Source organism: Salmonella sp. 741265116_PST, from assembly GCF_046567715.1.
Classification (GTDB): Bacteria; Pseudomonadota; Gammaproteobacteria; order Enterobacterales; family Enterobacteriaceae; genus Salmonella; species Salmonella enterica.
In genome coordinates this window covers 22,373-40,619 of the sequence record NZ_JBKFPH010000034.1, presented here as the reverse complement: position 1 = coordinate 40,619, position 18,247 = coordinate 22,373, and the positions used below count along the sequence as shown (strand labels likewise).

15 protein-coding genes are annotated in these 18,247 nt (G+C 55.1%); 5 read left to right on the top strand and 10 right to left on the bottom strand.

Annotation, left to right across the window (positions count from 1 at the left end):
* Nucleotides 1–608, top strand: a 608-nt coding sequence (locus tag ACLD11_RS18800; protein ID WP_411015246.1) for a glycogen/starch/alpha-glucan phosphorylase, incomplete at its 5' end; no start/stop codon positions are given.
* 9 nt (nucleotides 609–617) lie between these two features.
* Nucleotides 618–2,696, top strand: a complete 2,079-nt coding sequence (gene malQ / locus ACLD11_RS18795; RefSeq protein WP_411015245.1) for a 4-alpha-glucanotransferase — start codon at nucleotides 618–620, stop codon at nucleotides 2,694–2,696.
* A 118-nt stretch (nucleotides 2,697–2,814) separates the two neighbouring features.
* On the opposite strand, the gene gntT is transcribed toward malQ, so the two are convergent.
* The 3 genes from gntT to gntX all read right to left on the bottom strand — a co-directional run bounded on the left by gntT (nucleotide 2,815) and on the right by gntX (nucleotide 5,825).
* Nucleotides 2,815–4,131, bottom strand: a complete 1,317-nt coding sequence (gene gntT / locus ACLD11_RS18790) for a gluconate transporter (RefSeq protein WP_001131737.1) — start codon at nucleotides 4,129–4,131, stop codon at nucleotides 2,815–2,817.
* A 376-nt stretch (nucleotides 4,132–4,507) separates the two neighbouring features.
* On the bottom strand, nucleotides 4,508–5,083 hold the full coding sequence (gene nfuA, locus ACLD11_RS18785; protein ID WP_000619387.1) for a Fe-S biogenesis protein NfuA: 576 nt from the start codon (nucleotides 5,081–5,083) through the stop codon (nucleotides 4,508–4,510).
* Nucleotides 5,084–5,141: 58 nt separating this feature from the next.
* A complete protein-coding gene (gene gntX / locus ACLD11_RS18780; protein ID WP_000958733.1) occupies nucleotides 5,142–5,825 on the bottom strand; it encodes a DNA utilization protein GntX in 684 nt (227 codons plus the stop codon).
* A 37-nt stretch (nucleotides 5,826–5,862) separates the two neighbouring features.
* Here gntX and bioH point away from each other — a divergent pair, with 37 nt between their 5' ends.
* Nucleotides 5,863–6,633: a pimeloyl-ACP methyl ester esterase BioH gene (gene bioH, locus ACLD11_RS18775; RefSeq protein WP_000998138.1), complete on the top strand. Its 771-nt coding sequence runs from the start codon at nucleotides 5,863–5,865 to the stop codon at nucleotides 6,631–6,633.
* 35 nt (nucleotides 6,634–6,668) lie between these two features.
* Here the strand turns inward: bioH and ACLD11_RS18770 are convergent, their stop codons facing one another.
* The 6 genes from ACLD11_RS18770 to greB all read right to left on the bottom strand — a co-directional run bounded on the left by ACLD11_RS18770 (nucleotide 6,669) and on the right by greB (nucleotide 13,982).
* On the bottom strand, nucleotides 6,669–7,595 hold the full coding sequence (locus ACLD11_RS18770) for an Rpn family recombination-promoting nuclease/putative transposase (RefSeq protein ID WP_000235952.1): 927 nt from the start codon (nucleotides 7,593–7,595) through the stop codon (nucleotides 6,669–6,671).
* A gap of 234 nt (nucleotides 7,596–7,829) precedes the next feature.
* A complete protein-coding gene (gene feoC / locus ACLD11_RS18765) occupies nucleotides 7,830–8,066 on the bottom strand; it encodes a [Fe-S]-dependent transcriptional repressor FeoC (protein WP_000157587.1) in 237 nt (78 codons plus the stop codon).
* Between the two features lie 12 nt (nucleotides 8,067–8,078).
* Nucleotides 8,079–10,397, bottom strand: coding sequence for a Fe(2+) transporter permease subunit FeoB (gene feoB / locus ACLD11_RS18760; protein WP_000736983.1), 2,319 nt, complete (start codon nucleotides 10,395–10,397; stop codon nucleotides 8,079–8,081).
* 18 nt (nucleotides 10,398–10,415) lie between these two features.
* On the bottom strand, nucleotides 10,416–10,643 hold the full coding sequence (gene feoA, locus ACLD11_RS18755; RefSeq protein WP_001160955.1) for a ferrous iron transporter A: 228 nt from the start codon (nucleotides 10,641–10,643) through the stop codon (nucleotides 10,416–10,418).
* Between the two features lie 436 nt (nucleotides 10,644–11,079).
* Nucleotides 11,080–13,410 (bottom strand): Tex family protein, encoded by a 2,331-nt coding sequence (locus ACLD11_RS18750; RefSeq protein WP_064043899.1) that lies wholly within the window; start codon nucleotides 13,408–13,410, stop codon nucleotides 11,080–11,082.
* Between the two features lie 98 nt (nucleotides 13,411–13,508).
* Nucleotides 13,509–13,982 (bottom strand): transcription elongation factor GreB, encoded by a 474-nt coding sequence (gene greB, locus ACLD11_RS18745; protein ID WP_000856695.1) that lies wholly within the window; start codon nucleotides 13,980–13,982, stop codon nucleotides 13,509–13,511.
* A 225-nt stretch (nucleotides 13,983–14,207) separates the two neighbouring features.
* Here greB and ompR point away from each other — a divergent pair, with 225 nt between their 5' ends.
* Both ompR and envZ read left to right on the top strand, forming a co-directional pair.
* Nucleotides 14,208–14,927, top strand: coding sequence for a two-component system response regulator OmpR (gene ompR, locus ACLD11_RS18740; RefSeq protein ID WP_001157751.1), 720 nt, complete (start codon nucleotides 14,208–14,210; stop codon nucleotides 14,925–14,927).
* Complete coding sequence (gene envZ, locus ACLD11_RS18735) at nucleotides 14,924–16,276, top strand: two-component system sensor histidine kinase EnvZ (protein WP_411012204.1); 1,353 nt, start codon at nucleotides 14,924–14,926, stop codon at nucleotides 16,274–16,276. Before ompR ends, envZ begins: the two co-directional genes overlap by 4 nt.
* Nucleotides 16,277–16,350: 74 nt before the next feature.
* Here the strand turns inward: envZ and pckA are convergent, their stop codons facing one another.
* Nucleotides 16,351–17,970 carry a phosphoenolpyruvate carboxykinase (ATP) gene (gene pckA / locus ACLD11_RS18730; RefSeq protein WP_001265689.1) on the bottom strand — a complete coding sequence of 540 codons (1,620 nt, stop codon included), beginning with the start codon at nucleotides 17,968–17,970 and terminating at the stop codon, nucleotides 16,351–16,353.
* Nucleotides 17,971–18,247 lie beyond the last annotated feature (277 nt).

Here is an 18,247-nt window from a genome sequence, read left to right as displayed (position 1 = left end):
TCAACAACGACCCGAAAGTGGGCGATAAGCTGAAAGTGGTCTTCTTGCCGGATTACTGCGTGTCGGCGGCGGAGATGCTGATCCCGGCGGCGGATGTCTCTGAGCAGATTTCCACGGCAGGGAAAGAAGCCTCTGGCACCGGCAACATGAAGCTGGCGCTGAACGGTGCGCTGACCGTCGGTACGCTGGACGGCGCGAACGTCGAGATTGCCGAGCAGGTGGGGTCGGAAAACATCTTCATCTTCGGCCATACCGTCGAGCAGGTGAAGGCGCTCAAGGCCAAAGGCTACGATCCGCTGAAATGGCGTAAAAAAGACAAAGTGCTGGATGCGGTGCTAAAAGAGCTGGAAAGCGGTCAATACAGCGATGGCGATAAACATGCCTTTGACCAGATGCTGCATAGCCTCGGCAAACAGGGGGGCGATCCGTACCTGGTCATGGCGGACTTCGCCGCTTATGTCGAGGCGCAAAAGCAGGTGGATGCGCTGTATCGCGACCAGGAAGCGTGGACGCGCGCCGCGATCCTCAATACCGCGCGCTGCGGTATGTTCAGTTCCGATCGCTCTATTCGCGATTATCAGGCCCGTATCTGGCAGGCAAAACGCTAAGGGAGCGCGATGGAAAATAAACGTCTCGATAGTGCCGCGCTGGCGGCGGGGATCAGCCCCAGTTACATCAATGCTCATGGCAAACCGCAGTCTATTGGCGCTGAAACCAAGAGACGTTTGCTGGCGGCGATGCACGGCACGACAACAGGACCACAGGCGGTCGTGCCGAATGTGAAGGTTTATACCGCGGGTAAAAAAATGGCGTTGCCGGTAGAGGGACGCGGTGAGTTTGCCTGGCTGCTGACTACGGAAGAGGGCGTGCATTACAAAGGGCGCGTGACGGGCGGTAAAAAACTTAACCTTCCGGCTACATTGCCGGAGGGCTACCACACCCTGACGTTGACCCTGGATGAACAGCGTACGCACTGCCGGATTATCGTCGCCCCGCCGCGATGCTATGAGCCGCAGGCGCTGCTGGAAGGGAAAAAACTGTGGGGGGCCTGCGTCCAGCTTTATACTCTGCGTTCAGAAAAAAACTGGGGTATTGGCGATTTCGGCGATTTGAAGTCGATGCTGGTCGACGTGGCGACACGCGGCGGCGCGTTTATCGGCCTGAACCCGATCCACGCGCTTTATCCGGCGAATCCGGAGAGCGCCAGTCCCTACAGCCCCTCGTCTCGTCGCTGGCTGAACGTGATATATATCGACGTCAACGCCGTCGAAGATTTCCGCCTGAGCGAAGAGGCACAGGCATGGTGGCAAATGCCCGCCACACAGCAAAAGCTGCGACAGGCGCGCGATGCGCAATGGGTGGATTACGCTACCGTTACCGCGCTGAAAATCACGGCGCTGCGGATGGCGTGGACGCGGTTTGCCGCTCGCGACGATGCGCAAATGGCGGAGTTTCGTCACTTTATCGCCCGCGAAGGCGAGAGCCTTTACTGGCAGGCGGCATTCGACGCGCTGCATGCGTATCAGGTAAAAGAGGATGAGCAGCGCTGGGGCTGGCCAGCCTGGCCGGAGGCGTACCAGTCGGTAGAGTCTCCCGCTGTAAAACAATTCTGTGAAGCGCACCGCGAAGAGGTGGAGTTTTACCTCTGGCTTCAGTGGCTGGCCTGGCGCCAATTCGCCGCCTGCTGGGATACCTGCCAGAGTTTTAAACTACCGATTGGTCTGTACCGCGATCTGGCGGTTGGCGTAGCGGAAGGCGGCGCGGAAACCTGGTGCGACCGGGAGCTGTACTGCCTGAAAGCATCTGTCGGCGCGCCGCCGGATATCCTCGGCCCGCTCGGTCAGAACTGGGGGCTACCGCCAATGGACCCGCATATCATTGTCGCCCGGGCGTATGAGCCCTTTATCGACCTGCTGCGCGCCAATATGCAAAACTGCGGCGCGTTGCGCATTGACCATGTCATGTCGTTGCTGCGCCTGTGGTGGATACCGTATGGCGAAACAGCGGATCAGGGGGCATATGTTCAGTATCCGGTTGACGATCTGTTGGCTATTCTGGCGCTGGAGAGCCAACGTCACCGTTGTATGGTGATAGGCGAAGATCTGGGGACGGTGCCAGTTGAGATTGTCGGCAAGCTGCGCGATAGCGGGGTCTATTCTTATAAAGTGCTGTGGTTTGAAAATGACCTTGAGAAAAACTTCCGCGCGCCAGGCGCGTATCCGCAACAATCGATGGCTGTCGCCTCGACGCACGATCTCCCCACGCTGCGCGGCTATTGGGAATGCGGTGACCTGACGTTGGGTAAAGCTCTGGGGCTTTATCCGGATGAAGTGATTCTGCGCGGGCTGTATGAGGATCGCGAGCGGGCGAAACAGGGGCTATTGGACGCGCTGCATAAATATGGCTGTCTGCCAAAACGCGCCGGGCATAAGGCATCGTTAATGTCGATGACGCCAACGCTAAATCGCGGGCTTCAGCGCTATATCGCCGACAGTAACAGCGGTCTGTTGGGGCTTCAGCCGGAAGACTGGCTGGATATGGCCGATCCGGTTAACGTACCGGGCACCAGCGATCAGTATAAAAACTGGCGGCGGAAATTGTCTGCATCTCTTGAGGCCATGTTTGCCGATGAGGGCGTAAACAAACTGATTAAGGATTTGGATAAGCGCCGAAAAGCGGCCGCGAAGAAGAAGTAATAAAGCCGGGGATTTCCCCGGCTTTATGATGGTGAGAGCACGTAGGCCTGATAAGCGCAGCGCCATCAGGCAATCCTGGCGCAAATTGCTGCCTTATCCGGCCTACAAGCCGCCTCGCTTAAACCACCATACCCAGTAGCAGACAGCCGATCAGGCCGCAGACGGAGATGATCGTTTCCAGCATCGACCAGGATTTAATGGTCTCGCCGATAGTCAAATTGAAATACTCTTTGAATAGCCAGAAGCCCGGGTCGTTGACGTGAGAGAAAATCACGCTCCCGGAACCGACTGCGATAACCATCAGTTCAGGGCTAACGCCGGTAGTGGCGATCAGCGGCGCCGCAATGCCGCCTGCGGTAATCGCCGCGACAGTCGCAGAGCCCAGCGCGATACGCAGCACCGCCGCGATAGACCACGCCATCAACAGCGGAGAGACATTGGTTTCATGCATCATTGAAGCGATGTATTTATCCACGCCGCTATCGACCAGCACCTGCTTGAACGCGCCGCCGCCGCCGATGATCAGCAGCATCATGGCGATAATTTTGATGGAAGAGACCAGCGTATCGTTAATCTGATCCATGGAACGCCCGCGGTTCAGGCCAAAGGTGAACATCGCAATCAGTACGGCAATTAACGTAGCCATTACCGGGTCGCCCAGGAACTCGGCAACGGGCAGGAAAGCGTGGCCTTTTGGCAGAATCATCTCGGCAATCGCACGCATCGCCATCAGAATCACCGGAACCAGCGACGTCCAGACGCTGACGCCAAAGCCCGGCATCTCTTCTTCCGTAAAAGTTTTCGCGCTGTACAGGCCTTCCGGGATCGGCTTATCGATGCCTTTCAGGAAACGGGCGTAAACCGGTCCGGCAAGGATCACGGTCGGGATCGCCAGAATCGTACCAAACAGCAGCGTCTTACCCATATCGGCATGGAAAATCGTGGCGATTGCGGTTGGACCCGGGTGCGGCGGCAGGAAGCCGTGTGTGACGGAGAGCGCCGCGGCCATCGGCACGCCGACGTACAGTAACGGGATATTCGCCGCTGCGGCAATGGTGAATACCAGCGGCAGCATCAGAACGAAGCCCACTTCATAGAACAGAGCGAAGCCGACGGTAAAGCCGGTTAACACTACGGCCCACTGAATATGCTTTTTACCAAATTTCGCGATCAGGGTAGTGGCGATACGTTGAGCGCCGCCGCAGTCGGCAAGCATTTTGCCCAGCATGGCGCCGAACCCCATAATCAGGGCCAGACTGCCAAGCGTACCGCCGACACCGGCTTTGATGGAGCCGATGACTTTATCCAGAGGCATTCCCTGCATCAACCCGACAGCGAGCGCTACCAGGACAAGGGCGATAAATCCGTTCATTTTGAAGCGGATCATCAGAAGAAGTAACAAGATAACACCGATAGCAACGATGACTAATGGCATGATTTACCTGGCCTTTACTTTGTTATGGGTAACGTCATTGTTTCGACGACAAATTCCTGTTGTTCCCGACGGGAACAGAGTCGCAATAGCACCAATACTGATTACCGTTGAAACGAATGAGCGTAGTCAGATGTTATATGGATGTTAGGTGCCCATAAGAATGATACGGGTAACATATGGGTGTTGAAAATGACCCTGGCAGGCAAAATTTAAATTATGAGACACAGGTCATGTTATCGGCGAAAGAAGAAGAACCATTGTTCTGAGATGTGGCTGATGGCGCAGAATGGCGGCGTAGACGCCTTATTCGGCCTACGGTGGGGCAGACAAGGCCCGACAGGCGCAAGCGCCATCGGGCATGGATGCGGGGAAAATCTTAGTAGTAGGAGTGCTCGCCGCGCTGGTGTTCGGTCAGATCGCGAACCCCTTTCAGTTCCGGGAATTCATTCAGCAACTGTTTCTCGATCCCTTCTTTCAGCGTGACGTCAACCATCGAGCAACCGTTACAACCGCCGCCAAACTGCAGAATTGCATAGCCTTCATCGGTAATTTCCATCAGTGAGACGCGACCGCCGTGGCCCGCCAACTGCGGATTAATCTGCGATTGCAGAGCATATTCCACGCGCTCCATCAGCGGCGCGTCATCGGCCACTTTGCGCATCTTCGCGTTTGGCGCTTTCAATGTGAGTTGAGAACCTAGCTGGTCGGTCACGAAATCAATTTCCGCGTCTTCCAGATAGGGCGCGCTCAGCTCGTCGACATAAGCGGTCAACAGGTCAAATTTCAGTGCAGTATCGGTGGCTTCTACGGCGTCGGGCGGACAATAAGAAACACCGCACTCTGCGTTAGGAGTGCCGGGATTAATGACAAATACGCGGATTTGCGTCCCTTCTTCCTGATTTGCCAGCAGTTTGGCAAAGTGCGCTTGTGCAGCATCGGAAATACGGATCATAGTAATGGCCTAATAGTTGACTATTTTAGTTGGTTATAATACGCCCATCATCGAGGCTCTACAAGGTTCGACACAGGCACCATACCTGGACAGTCGCTGCGCCGTTGCGCAAAAGCAGTTGCGCGATTTCCGCGACGGTACTTCCGGTAGTGACGACATCATCCACAATAACCATATGGAGACCCTGTACCGGCAATTCAAGGCGAAACGCGTTTTTCAAATTGCGCTTACGTAACCTGGCACTGAGATGATGTTGTGTTGCGGTCGCCCGTACCCGCGTGATGGTCTGGCTGTCCCACGCGCAGCCAAGCCAGCGCGCTAACGGTTGACATAACAGATCGCTTTGGTTAAATCCCCGCCGCCAGTGTCGGCGCGACCAGAGCGGAACGCTGACGATTCTGTCGGGAAGCTGCAAGCCAGTGCTGCGGCGCGCCATGAGGACTTCCTGCAACAGTAGACGCGCCAGAGCGGCGGCAATTTCGCTGCGGCGGGTAAATTTAAGCTGATGCACCAGTAAACTCAAGGGCGGCGTATAGTCACTGACGCTCACCAGACGCTGCCAGGGCGGCGGTTTTTGCAGGCAGCGACCGCAGGGGAGCGAAGGATGCGCGGCGGGTAATCCACATTGCGGACACAGACTGACGCGCTGGCGGACGGCGCGCGCGCATACGGAACAAATCCCCCAGTGGCTTAACGCCAGCGGCATTCGGCATAGCCAGCATAATCCCGGTACTGTTAGCATAGGTGCATCCTTGTTAGACAAAAGAGAACAGTAACTGATGAATGACATCTGGTGGCAGACCTACGGCGAGGGAAATTGTCATCTTGTGCTGCTGCACGGATGGGGATTGAACGCGGAGGTATGGCATTGCATTCGCGAGGAACTCGGCTCGCATTTTACGCTGCATCTGGTCGACTTGCCGGGCTATGGCCGTAGTTCGGGGTTTGGCGCTATGACGTTTGAAGAGATGACGGCGCAGGTAGCGAAAAACGCGCCGGACCAGGCTATCTGGCTTGGCTGGAGCCTGGGCGGCCTGGTGGCGAGTCAGATGGCGCTCACCCACCCTGAACGCGTCCAGGCGCTGGTGACTGTCGCCTCTTCGCCATGCTTTAGCGCGCGTGAGGGGTGGCCGGGAATAAAACCAGAAATCCTCGGCGGATTCCAGCAGCAGCTTAGCGACGATTTTCAGCGCACGGTGGAGCGTTTTCTGGCGCTGCAAACGTTAGGGACGGAGACGGCGCGTCAGGATGCCCGCACCTTAAAAAGTGTAGTGCTGGCGCAGCCTATGCCGGATGTAGACGTGCTCAATGGCGGACTGGAAATCTTAAAAACGGTCGATCTACGAGAAGCGCTTAAAAATGTGAACATGCCGTTTTTGCGTTTGTATGGTTATCTGGACGGTCTGGTGCCGCGTAAAATTGTGCCTTTGCTCGATACGTTATGGCCGCACAGTACATCACAGATAATGGCGAAGGCGGCCCATGCGCCGTTTATCTCGCATCCGGCGGCGTTTTGTCAGGCGCTGATGACGCTAAAATCATCGCTGTAACCAGGGCGTTGCCGGGCCCGGATCATTCTGCCAGATTAATGGCTTTCAGACGCCAGATCGGCAGGCGCCAGCCCGGTAACCCTAAGCACGGTATCGCGATCGAAACCATCGTTTAGCATGGAGCGGGCAATGCGCAATGCGGCGAGCCGTTGGCCTTCCTGTTTGCCTTGCTGTAGCCCTTTCTGTAACCCGTTACGATGCCCTTCCTGACGTAATCTTTCTGCGATAGTCATGATCTTCTCCTTATGCTGTGGGATACGCATAGCCACCTGGCGGATAAACGTATTGAAGCGCGCGGCGTCGCCAGTGTGCATCATGTAATTAAACAAACTTTGAAGCTGGGTGTCATTAGCGTATCCCTTAACCAGCAGGGCGACCAGCTGTTCGACAAGCCCCATCAGATCACGCTGGCGGATGTGTTTTTGTATGAGTTCCAGCAGCGCGACCCGTCGGTGCCGCATAATCTCGTCGTCCGGCACGACCGTAATATCGACCAGAGGAAAGGCGGTGGCGTATAGCTTACGCGCCATCACCGGGTCGGCAAATTCATCCAGCCAGCATAATGAAAACGGATACGGGCTGCGGTTTCCGTGATAAAACAGCATTGGCACCACTAACGGCAACGTCTTATGCCCGGCCTCCAGGTGCCGTTGCATTGCAGCCATTGCGTAACGCATCAGCCGAAATGCCATATGCGCGTCCGGCGTACTCTGATGTTCAATAACCACGTAAATGTAACCGTCACCTTCACTTGTTTCCAGCGACCAAAGAATATCGGAATAATGGGGGCGTAAATCCTCTTCAATAAAGCTACCGGACTCCAGCCGTAACGTATTCAGATTACAGATTTGACGTAATGTCGTCGGGAGATGAATTTCCAAAAAATCCCGTGCAGTATCGGGGTGGCATAGAAACTGTTTGAATACCGCGTCATGCGGCGTGGATGTTGTTGAGGTCGCCATATCGATCCGTCATCGGTGAAGTTCAATGGCGTGACACTACGCGCAGACCGGGCTGATTGCAGTAGAGGATTAGTGCGCTTGCGAGGCGCGTGGGGAGATAAATGCGCACGGCGGTAACGCTTTCATCTTTGTGGAAGGCATGACGCAAAATTGCCCGGCAGCGTGACGCGTACCGGGCAACATAACGCGGGATAAAGGCCGGATAAGACGCGTTATGTCGCTACCCGGCGAAGGTTAACGCAAGGCCCACCATTCGCGCAGGCAGGCTTTACCTTCCGGACAACTTTTACAGCTGCCTGAAAGGCAGCCGTCCGCTTCTTCCGGGATACGTACCGCTTTACCCATGATCTCCAGTTGATTCAGCATGGCGTCGATCATGGGCTGCGGAGCGTGCAGCGTATGGCTGATCTGCGTTGCCTCCATACGCCCCCGTAGCGCCAGTAGATCGCGAACCTGTATCAATGAAGCCATTTTTTACATCCCTTAGTGACAATTGCCCGCAGTGCCCGAACAACAGGAACTGACGTTTTTGCGGGTTGCCAGCAGTTCAATGTCTACACGGCTGCGGGCGCGGCGCAACAGGCTTAACACCACAACGTTAAAGACGATCACTGCCAGAATACAGATCAGGCTGTATGTCGGGTGTTGACTGAAGCTGGTAACCTGGTAGAACAGCGTGGCGAGCGAATAGGCGATATTCAGTCCCCACAGGATGGAGAAGCCCATCCAGCCGCGGCTGGACTCGCGGGCGATAGCGCCCATTACCGAGATACACGGTACGTAAAGCAGGACGAAAATCAGGTAACTGTACGCCGCCGCGGCGCTGCCGAATTTTTGATCCATCACGCCCATCGCGCCGGTCGCCATTTCGCCGTCGCCTTTACTCGCTTCGATCGGGTTAGCCAGTACGCTCAGGCTAAAGGTGTCTTTCAGGCTTTGCCAGGTATCGTCAACCGCGCCCAGCAGTTCATCGCCGAGGTGGAAGTCGGCAGGATTAAACGCTTCGTCCTGAATATTTTCGGCGGTATAGAGCGTGTTCAGCGTACCGACGACAACTTCTTTCGCCATGGCACCCGTAAACAGACCTACGGTCGCTTGCCAGTTATCCTCATGGACGCCGATCGGTTTAAAGACTGGCGTGATGACGCGGCTTACGGAGGCGAGGGCGGAGTCATTAATGTTATCGACGATTTTGCCGCTCAGCGAGAAACTGTTAAACGCGCTCAGGAAAATACTCACGATGATAATGACTTTACCGGCACGTAGTACAAAACCTTTCAGGCGTTGCCAGGTCTGGATGATCAGGCTCTTGATATGCGGGACGTGGTAAACCGGCAGCTCCATCACAAACGGAGAAGCTTCGCCGCGCATAATGGTATGCTTCAGCATCAGGCCGGTTAATACCGCCATGACAATACCCAGCACGTACAGCGAGAAGACCGCCAGCGCGCCGTTTTGCCCGAAGAAGGCGGCGGCAAAGACGGCGAAAATCGCCAGGCGCGCGCCACAGGACATAAACGGCGCCATCATGATGGTCATCAGGCGTTCGCGCGGAGCGTCAAGCGTGCGGGCGCCCATCACGGAAGGTACGTTACAGCCGAAGCCGACAATCAGCGGCACGAAGGATTTACCCGGTAGTCCCAGCGCCTGCATCAGGCGATCCATGACGAAGGCCGCGCGCGCCATATAACCGGAGTCTTCAAGGAAGGAGAGGAACAGGTACATCATCCCGATTTGCGGCACCAGCGGCAGGACGGTATTGATCCCGCCGCCAAGACCTTGCGCCAGGAAGATGGTTAACCAATCCGGGAAGTGCAGCGTGTAGCCAATCCATTGAATGCCATGAATAAAGATGGCGACGGAACCGGCATCAAACAGGGGTTGCAACGCGCCGCCGATGTTAATGGCGAGCAGGAACATCAGGTACATCACGAACAAAAAAATCGGTAAGCCGAGGAAGCGGTTCAGGATAATTTTATCGACCGCCCTGGTGAAGCGGCTGGGTTCGGCTGTCAGGGTATTGCTGACCACGTCGCAAATAGCGGCGATACACTGATAACGGGCGTCGGCGATATGCAGCGCCGGGTCGTCCATTTCGTCCTTCAGACGGGCAAGGGAGGTGTCCAGGTTTTGCGCCGCCTCGCCTGCGTAAGCCCGGCTGTAGATATCGCCCTCCAGCATTTGCAGACCCAGCCAGCGGCGCTGTTGTAAAGGCATCTCCTGGGCCATCGCGTCGGCCAGAAAACCCGCTTCGCGCAGCAGCGGCTGGGCATAATGCACCAGTTCGACGTTGTCGTTAGCGTTGTGACGGTCAATGGCCAGTTTCAGCGCCTCGATACCGCGGCCGCGAGTCGATACCAGCGGTACGACAGGGCAACCCAGACGCGTGGACAGAGCGTCGACATCAATACGAACCTGCTGTTTTTCGGCGATATCCAGCATATTGAGCGCGACAATACAGGGGATACCCAGCTCCAGCAGTTGCAGCGTCAAATAGAGGTTGCGCTCCAGATTGGAGGCGTCCACAACGTTGATCAACAGATCGGCGTCGCCGCTGAGGATGTAGTGGCAGGCGATCTGTTCGTCGAGAGAGGTTTGTGACGAGATGGTCGTCAGAGAATAGGTGCCGGGTAAATCTACCAGCGTGACCTGGTGGTCAGTTGTCGCGAACTGGCCCTCTTTACGCTCGACGGTGACGCCCGCCCAGTTCCCCACGCGCTGACGCGCGCCGGTGAGTTGGTTAAATAAGGTGGTCTTGCCGGAATTAGGATTACCAATTAAACCAATGGTTAATTTTTTCATTTTTATAGACTCACTGTATTAACAGGAAACCGCTTCCACTTCTATTAACGCCAAATCTTTTTTACGCAAAACCAGACTCACGCGTCGTGTTTCGATATGGATCGGATCGCCTAAGGGCGCGACGCGGACGACATTAAATGAAGAGCCGGGCAACATGCCGAGCGAAAGCAGTTTTTGACGATACGCCGGGCTGATTTCACGCGCAAAGCCGGTGATTTTCCACGCAGTGTCAGGAGTGAATTGCATACGACCTACTTGTTTCTTACTAACTGGATGTATACCTCATGCGGCGCTCAGGGGGGCGGCAGGAGACCCGATGTTTAGCCAACGAAGGAAAGAGTAAATAATCAACAACACAATGATAATGAGAATGGTTTCTATCTTCAACGATTAAAATGTGACGGAATGTACAAATAAGCGATAATTTGCGCCGATGTTGATATGGCTCAACATTTATTTGTCTTTTTGCAAATACCCCTAATGTGCAAATATTCACCGTTTTTAATGTTTAATTAAGGTTTCATCTGTTAATAAAGTGATAATTAATAGTGCGGATAGCAGAAGAAAATTAATTAACAGATTCTAATGGGTAAGATTTAATTGTTAATTAAAAAAGAAAGGGTTGGACGTATTGCAAAATCGCAGGCCGGATAAGAAGTAACCCGGCCTGCGTATTACCCGATTAGCGTTTTTTTCCCATTGCCGCTGCCAGCGCGTCCATCATGGCGCTGTTACCGGCTGGCTGGGCGTCACGACCGCGCGGTTTCGCCGCTTTTGATGCCGGGCGGTTGCCCTGAGCGCGATCGGCGCCGCCGCCGCGGCGAGCGGCGGTTTCGCCGGGCTGTTCGTCCAGACGCATCGTTAGCGCAATACGCTTACGTTGCAGATCCACTTCCAGCACTTTCACCTTCACGATGTCGCCAGCTTTTACCACGGTGTGTGGATCGTCGACGAACTTATTCGAGAGCGAGGAGATATGCACCAGGCCATCCTGATGAACGCCGATATCGACAAATGCGCCGAAGTTAGTGACGTTAGTGACCGCCCCTTCCAGAATCATCCCCGGCAGCAGGTCGTTCATGGTTTCGACGCCATCGGCGAATTGCGCGGTTTTAAATTCAGGACGCGGGTCGCGGCCCGGTTTTTCCAGCTCTTTGATGATATCGCTCACGGTCGGCACGCCGAATTTATCGTCGGTAAAATCAGCGGCCTTGAGGTGACGCAATTCGTTGCTGTTGCCCATCAGATCTTTTAGCGCTTGCTGCGTCGCCGCCAGAATGCGTTCGACAACCGGATAGGCTTCCGGGTGGACGGTGGAGGCATCCAGCGGGTTATCGCCGTGGTTAATACGCAGAAAGCCCGCGCACTGCTCAAACGCTTTCGGCCCCAGACGGCTCACCTTCAACAGTTGCTGGCGGTTCTGGAACTGACCGTTCTCATCGCGCCAGGCGACGATGTTTTGCGCCATCATGCGCGTTAAGCCTGCGACGCGGGTCAGCAGCGGTACGGAGGCGGTATTCAAATCGACGCCGACGGCGTTTACGCAGTCTTCGACCACCGCATCCAGCTTACGCGCCAACTGGGTCTGGCTGACATCGTGTTGATATTGGCCGACGCCGATGGATTTCGGATCGATTTTCACCAGTTCCGCCAGCGGATCCTGCAGACGACGCGCGATAGAGACCGCGCCGCGCAGGGAGACGTCGAGATCCGGAAACTCCTGCGCCGCCAGCTCAGAAGCGGAATACACGGACGCCCCCGCTTCGCTGACGATCACTTTCTGCGCCGTCACGTTCGGGAACTGTTTCTGTACGTCGAGATAGAAGCGTTCGGTTTCACGCGAGGCCGTACCGTTGCCAATCGCGACCAGTTCGACGTGGTATTTTTCGCACAGCGCGGCGATCACGGTAGCCGCTTTGGCCGCCTGACCGGTATGCGGATAAATGGTATCCGTCGCCACCAGCTTGCCGGTGCCGTCAACGACAGCGACTTTTACGCCGGTACGCAGGCCAGGATCAAGGCCCATCGTGGCGCGCAGGCCTGCGGGGGCTGCCATCAGCAGGTCGTGCAGGTTACGGGCAAACACGTTAATCGCTTCGTCTTCCGCACGTTCGCGCACGGTGCCCATCAGTTCGGTTTCGAGGTGCATTAAGACTTTGATACGCCACGTCCAGCTCACTACGCCTTTGCGCCAGCTATCCGCCGGGGCGTTATTCAGCCGCAGGCCGAGATGGTCCATGATGATTTGCTCGCAGTAGCTTTCTTTCGGCGGCTCATCAAACTGTGGGTCGGCATTGAGCGAAAGTTGCAGAATGCCTTCGTTACGACCACGGAACATGGCCAGCGCACGGTGAGACGGGACGTTAGCAATGGGCTCATGATGGTCGAAATAGTCGCGGAATTTTGCCCCTTCTTCCTCTTTGCCGTTAACGACTGTGGCGACCAGATGGGCGTTCTTCCACAGGTAATCACGCACTTTCGCCAGCAATGCGGCGTCTTCGGCAAAGCGCTCCATCAGAATGTAGCGTGCGCCGTCGAGCGCGGCTTTCGTGTCCGCCACGCCTTTGTCGCCATCAATGTACTTTGCCGCTTCCACGTCAGGATCGTGGGACGGCTCGTTCCAGAGCAGATCGGCCAGCGGCTCAAGGCCGGCTTCAATGGCGATTTGTCCACGGGTGCGGCGTTTAGGTTTATAGGGCAGGTAGAGGTCTTCGAGCTCGGTCTTACTTAACGTAGCGTTGATGGCGCCAGCCAGCTCATCGGTCAGTTTGCCTTGTTCGGAAATGGACTTGAGGATGGCCTGACGCCTGTCTTCCAGCTCACGCAGATAGCCCAGACGCGTTTCCAGGTTACGCAACTGCGTGTCATCCAGACCGCCGGTGATTTCTTTACGATAACGTGCGATAAACGGCACGGTGTTCCCTTCGTCAAGCAGGCGAACGGCAGCTTCAACCTGTCCGGCATTTGCCTGGATTTCACCCGCAATAATGCGGCAGAAAGAATCATTCATCATGGGTTAGCTTCGTCTTCAGGATAAAAATCAGGGGATAGTTATACGGATTGGCTGGCAAAAATGCCAGCCATCAGCGGGGGCTTAGGATTCTTCTTGTCTTATTTGACGTATTCGATCGCATTGACGTACCAGTTTGCTTCGCCGACAGGGGTGTTGACCACTGCCAGATCGCCCACTTCTTTTTTCAGTAGCGCCCGCGCCATCGGCGAGTCGATAGAGATGTAATCCTTACGTCCGAAAATTTCATCGTAGCCGACAATGCGGAACTTCAGCGTATCGCCGTCATCATTTTCGATTTCCACCCAGGCGCCGAAGAAGACTTTGCCCTCCTGCTGCGGGGAATAATCCACGATTTTGAGATTTTCCATGCATTTGGTCAGATATCTGACGCGGCGGTCGATCTCACGCAGGCGCTTTTTATTATACTGATAGTCGGCATTCTCGCTGCGGTCGCCCAGACTCGCAGCCCAGGTCACTTTTTTGGTGACCTCCGGGCGCTCTTCACGCCAGAGATAATTGAGCTCTTGTTTGAGTGTTTCGTACCCTTCGCGGGTGATCAGGGGCGTTTTCATCTCGTTGATTTACCTTTGCTGTCGATATTGCGCACACGGGGTATAACGTGATCGTCCCGACAGAATAAATAATGGGGTTGCCGATTAATTGTATATTTAAGCTGCTGTTAAATATGCTTTGTAACAATTTAGCCTGAAATTCATACCAGAATTTGCTGGTGACTCACGTGAGCTTTTTTAAGAATACACACTTACATTTGTTGCGAACCTTTGGGAGTACAGACAATGCAAGAGAATTATAAGATTCTGGTGGTTGATGACGATATGCGTCTGCGGGCGCTACTGGAACGTTATCTGACCGAGCAGGGCTTCCAGGTTCGAAGCGTCGCTAACGCCGAGCAGATGGATCGTCTGCTGACCCGTGAATCTTTCCATCTCATGGTACTGGATTTAATGCTGCCAGGTGAAGATGGTCTGTCGATTTGTCGTCGCCTGCGTAGTCAAAGTAATCCAATGCCGATCATTATGGTCACGGCGAAGGGTGAAGAGGTTGACCGTATCGTCGGGCTGGAAATCGGCGCCGATGACTACATTCCTAAACCGTTTAACCCGCGCGAGCTGTTGGCGCGTATCCGCGCCGTGCTACGTCGTCAGGCAAACGAACTGCCCGGCGCGCCGTCGCAGGAAGAGGCCGTTATTGCGTTCGGTAAGTTTAAATTGAACCTCGGTACGCGCGAGATGTTCCGTGAAGATGAACCGATGCCGCTGACCAGCGGGGAGTTTGCGGTACTGAAAGCGCTGGTAAGCCACCCGCGCGAGCCGCTCTCTCGCGACAAGCTGATGAATCTGGCTCGTGGCCGCGAGTATTCCGCGATGGAACGCTCCATCGACGTCCAGATCTCCCGCCTGCGCCGTATGGTGGAAGAAGATCCGGCGCATCCGCGTTATATTCAGACCGTCTGGGGCCTGGGCTACGTCTTCGTACCGGACGGTTCTAAAGCATGAGGCGAATGCGCTTCTCGCCGCGAAGTTCATTTGCCCGCACGCTGTTGCTCATCGTCACCTTGCTGTTCGTCAGCCTGGTGACGACCTACCTGGTGGTGTTGAACTTCGCGATTTTGCCGAGCCTCCAGCAGTTTAATAAGGTTCTGGCTTACGAAGTCCGTATGCTGATGACCGATAAGCTGCAACTGGAGGACGGCACGCAGTTAGTCGTGCCGCCTGCGTTTCGCCGGGAAATCTATCGCGAGCTGGGGATCTCTCTCTACACCAACGAAGCCGCCGAAGAGGCCGGGTTGCGTTGGGCGCAACACTACGAATTCTTAAGCCACCAGATGGCGCAGCAATTAGGCGGCCCGACGGAAGTGCGCGTTGAGGTCAACAAAAGCTCGCCCGTCGTGTGGCTCAAAACCTGGCTGTCGCCCAATATCTGGGTGCGCGTGCCGCTGACCGAGATTCATCAGGGCGATTTTTCTCCGCTTTTCCGTTACACGCTGGCGATCATGCTCCTGGCGATAGGCGGCGCGTGGCTGTTTATTCGTATACAGAACCGACCGTTAGTGGATCTTGAACATGCCGCTTTGCAGGTAGGGAAGGGAATTATTCCGCCGCCGCTGCGTGAATATGGCGCCTCTGAGGTGCGCTCTGTGACCCGGGCGTTTAACCATATGGCAGCCGGCGTGAAACAATTGGCCGATGACCGTACGCTATTGATGGCGGGCGTCAGCCACGACTTGCGCACGCCGCTGACCCGTATTCGTCTGGCGACGGAGATGATGGGCGAGGACGACGGTTATCTCGCGGAGTCGATCAATAAAGACATCGAAGAGTGTAACGCCATTATCGAACAGTTTATTGACTATCTGCGTACCGGTCAGGAAATGCCAATGGAGATGGCGGATCTCAATTCCGTGCTGGGCGAGGTGATTGCGGCGGAAAGCGGCTATGAGCGTGAGATTAACACTGCGCTTCAGGCAGGCAGTATCCAGGTGAAAATGCACCCGCTCTCGATTAAGCGCGCGGTGGCGAATATGGTGGTCAATGCTGCCCGTTATGGCAACGGTTGGATTAAGGTCAGCAGCGGCGCCGAGTCGCATCGCGCCTGGTTCCAGGTAGAAGATGACGGGCCGGGCATTAAGCCGGAGCAGCGTAAACATCTGTTCCAGCCTTTTGTGCGCGGCGACAGCGCCCGTAGCACCAGCGGCACAGGGCTGGGGCTGGCGATTGTGCAGCGTATTATCGATAACCATAACGGGATGCTGGAGATTGGCACCAGCGAGCGTGGCGGATTGTCGATTCGCGCCTGGCTACCGGTTCCTGTGGCTCGCGTCCAGGGGACGACAAAAGAGGCATAAGAAAGGGAGGTATTACCCTCCCTTTCTTCTTAACGCCGGATGACGCCGTTCAAAGCCGCCATCCGGCCTGTTCCTTACAGCTTCGGTCCGGCGCTAACCAGCGCTTCGCCTGCCGGGGTATCCGTATACTTCTCGAAGTTCTCAATGAACAGTTTCGCCAGCGCGGTGGCTTTTTCCTGCCATTGTTCCGGCGACGCGTAGGTGTTACGCGGGTCGAGAATGTGGGTATCCACGCCTGGCAGTTCAGTCGGGATCGCCAGATCGAACAGCGGCAGACGGAAGGTTTCCGCGTTATCAAGAGAACCGTTCAGAATGGCGTCGATAATCGCGCGCGTATCTTTGATGGAGATACGTTTGCCGGTGCCATTCCAGCCGGTGTTAACCAGATAAGCCTGCGCGCCTGCTGCCTGCATACGTTTCACCAGCACCTCAGCATACTGCGTCGGGTGCAGCGTCAGGAACGCGGCGCCGAAGCAGGCGGAGAAGGTGGGGGTCGGTTCGGTGACGCCGCGTTCGGTGCCGGCCAGTTTAGCGGTGAAACCCGACAGGAAGTGGTACTGCGTCTGGTTAGCGGTTAAACGGGAAACCGGCGGCAACACGCCGAAAGCATCCGCCGTCAGGAAGATAACCTTGGTGGCGTGACCTGCTTTGGATACGGGCTTAACGATGTTATCGATATGATAGATCGGGTAAGAGACGCGGGTGTTTTCGGTTTTGGAACCATCGTCGAAATCTACGGTGCCGTCTTCGCGCACGGTGACGTTTTCCAGTAGCGCATCACGGCGAATCGCATGATAAATTTCTGGCTCCGCTTCTTTCGACAGTTTGATGGTTTTGGCGTAGCAGCCGCCTTCAAAGTTGAACACGCCGTCGTCATCCCAACCGTGCTCATCATCGCCAATCAGACGACGTTTCGGGTCGGTGGACAGAGTGGTTTTTCCGGTACCGGAAAGGCCGAAGAAGACCGCGACATCGCCTTTTTCACCCACGTTGGCGGAACAGTGCATTGAGGCGATACCTTTGAGCGGCAGCAGGTAGTTCATTACCGAGAACATCCCTTTTTTCATTTCGCCGCCGTACCAGGTGCCGCCAATAAGCTGAATACGTTCAGTCAGGTTGAACGCCACGAAGTTTTCCGAGTTCAGCCCTTGCTCTTTCCACTGCGGGTTGGTGCACTTCGCGCCGTTCATGACAATAAAGTCAGGTTTGAAGCCTACCAGCTCTTCGTCCGTTGGGCGAATGAACATATTTTTAACGAAGTGGGCCTGCCAGGCGACTTCCGTAATAAAGCGCACGGAAAGACGCGTATCGGCATTTGCGCCGCAGAACGCATCAACAATGAATAAGCGTTTACCGGAAAGCTGATGCGTCACCAGACCTTTCAGGTGTTGCCAGGTTTCCTGAGAAAGCGGCTTATTATCGTTTTTACCTTTACCCTTATCGGACCACCACAGCGTATCACGCGTGGTGTCGTCGCGAACAATATACTTATCCTTAGGCGAACGACCGGTAAAAATACCGGTATCAACGGCAACAGCGCCCAGGTTAGTTAACACGCCACGCTCATAGCCTTCCAGACCAGGATTAAGTTCTTCCTGATAAAGGGTGTCGTAGCTGGGATTGTAAACGATATCCTGGACGTCGTTGATACCATAAGCCTTGAGATCTTGCGGGGTTAAATTGTTAACGCGCATATCACTGCTCCTTAGCCAATATATATTACCGAAAATAGTAAGGTTTTTTGAGGTTGGTTAACCGCGACAAGGCTCATAGATTTACGTATCTGGACAAAATCACGATTGACGAAAAACACTGTGACTCCTGTCACGCAGCGGCGGTTATTATGGCAGGAAACCTACTTTTGTTGTGGAAAATGTTCTGAAAACGTTAAAAGGAAGTGTTTTTGACCGACATAATGTGACTGTAATCGCATTCATGTAAGAAAGTTACGTAACACCAACATTAACAATA

What these genes read in the sequence shown, in the direction of transcription:
- pckA (WP_001265689.1), bottom strand. Translation starts at nt 17,970, where the DNA reads ATGCGCGTTAACAATTTAACCCCGCAAGATCTCAAGGCTTATGGTATC.
- gntX (WP_000958733.1), bottom strand. Translation starts at nt 5,825, where the DNA reads ATGCTAACAGTACCGGGATTATGCTGGCTATGCCGAATGCCGCTGGCG.
- greB (WP_000856695.1), bottom strand. Translation starts at nt 13,982, where the DNA reads ATGAAAACGCCCCTGATCACCCGCGAAGGGTACGAAACACTCAAACAA.
- feoB (WP_000736983.1), bottom strand. Translation starts at nt 10,397, where the DNA reads ATGAAAAAATTAACCATTGGTTTAATTGGTAATCCTAATTCCGGCAAG.
- envZ (WP_411012204.1), top strand. Translation starts at nt 14,924, where the DNA reads ATGAGGCGAATGCGCTTCTCGCCGCGAAGTTCATTTGCCCGCACGCTG.
- ACLD11_RS18750 (WP_064043899.1), bottom strand. Translation starts at nt 13,410, where the DNA reads ATGATGAATGATTCTTTCTGCCGCATTATTGCGGGTGAAATCCAGGCA.
- gntT (WP_001131737.1), bottom strand. Translation starts at nt 4,131, where the DNA reads ATGCCATTAGTCATCGTTGCTATCGGTGTTATCTTGTTACTTCTTCTG.
- nfuA (WP_000619387.1), bottom strand. Translation starts at nt 5,083, where the DNA reads ATGATCCGTATTTCCGATGCTGCACAAGCGCACTTTGCCAAACTGCTG.
- feoC (WP_000157587.1), bottom strand. Translation starts at nt 8,066, where the DNA reads ATGGCTTCATTGATACAGGTTCGCGATCTACTGGCGCTACGGGGGCGT.
- ACLD11_RS18770 (WP_000235952.1), bottom strand. Translation starts at nt 7,595, where the DNA reads ATGGCGACCTCAACAACATCCACGCCGCATGACGCGGTATTCAAACAG.
- malQ (WP_411015245.1), top strand. Translation starts at nt 618, where the DNA reads ATGGAAAATAAACGTCTCGATAGTGCCGCGCTGGCGGCGGGGATCAGC.
- feoA (WP_001160955.1), bottom strand. Translation starts at nt 10,643, where the DNA reads ATGCAATTCACTCCTGACACTGCGTGGAAAATCACCGGCTTTGCGCGT.
- ompR (WP_001157751.1), top strand. Translation starts at nt 14,208, where the DNA reads ATGCAAGAGAATTATAAGATTCTGGTGGTTGATGACGATATGCGTCTG.
- bioH (WP_000998138.1), top strand. Translation starts at nt 5,863, where the DNA reads ATGAATGACATCTGGTGGCAGACCTACGGCGAGGGAAATTGTCATCTT.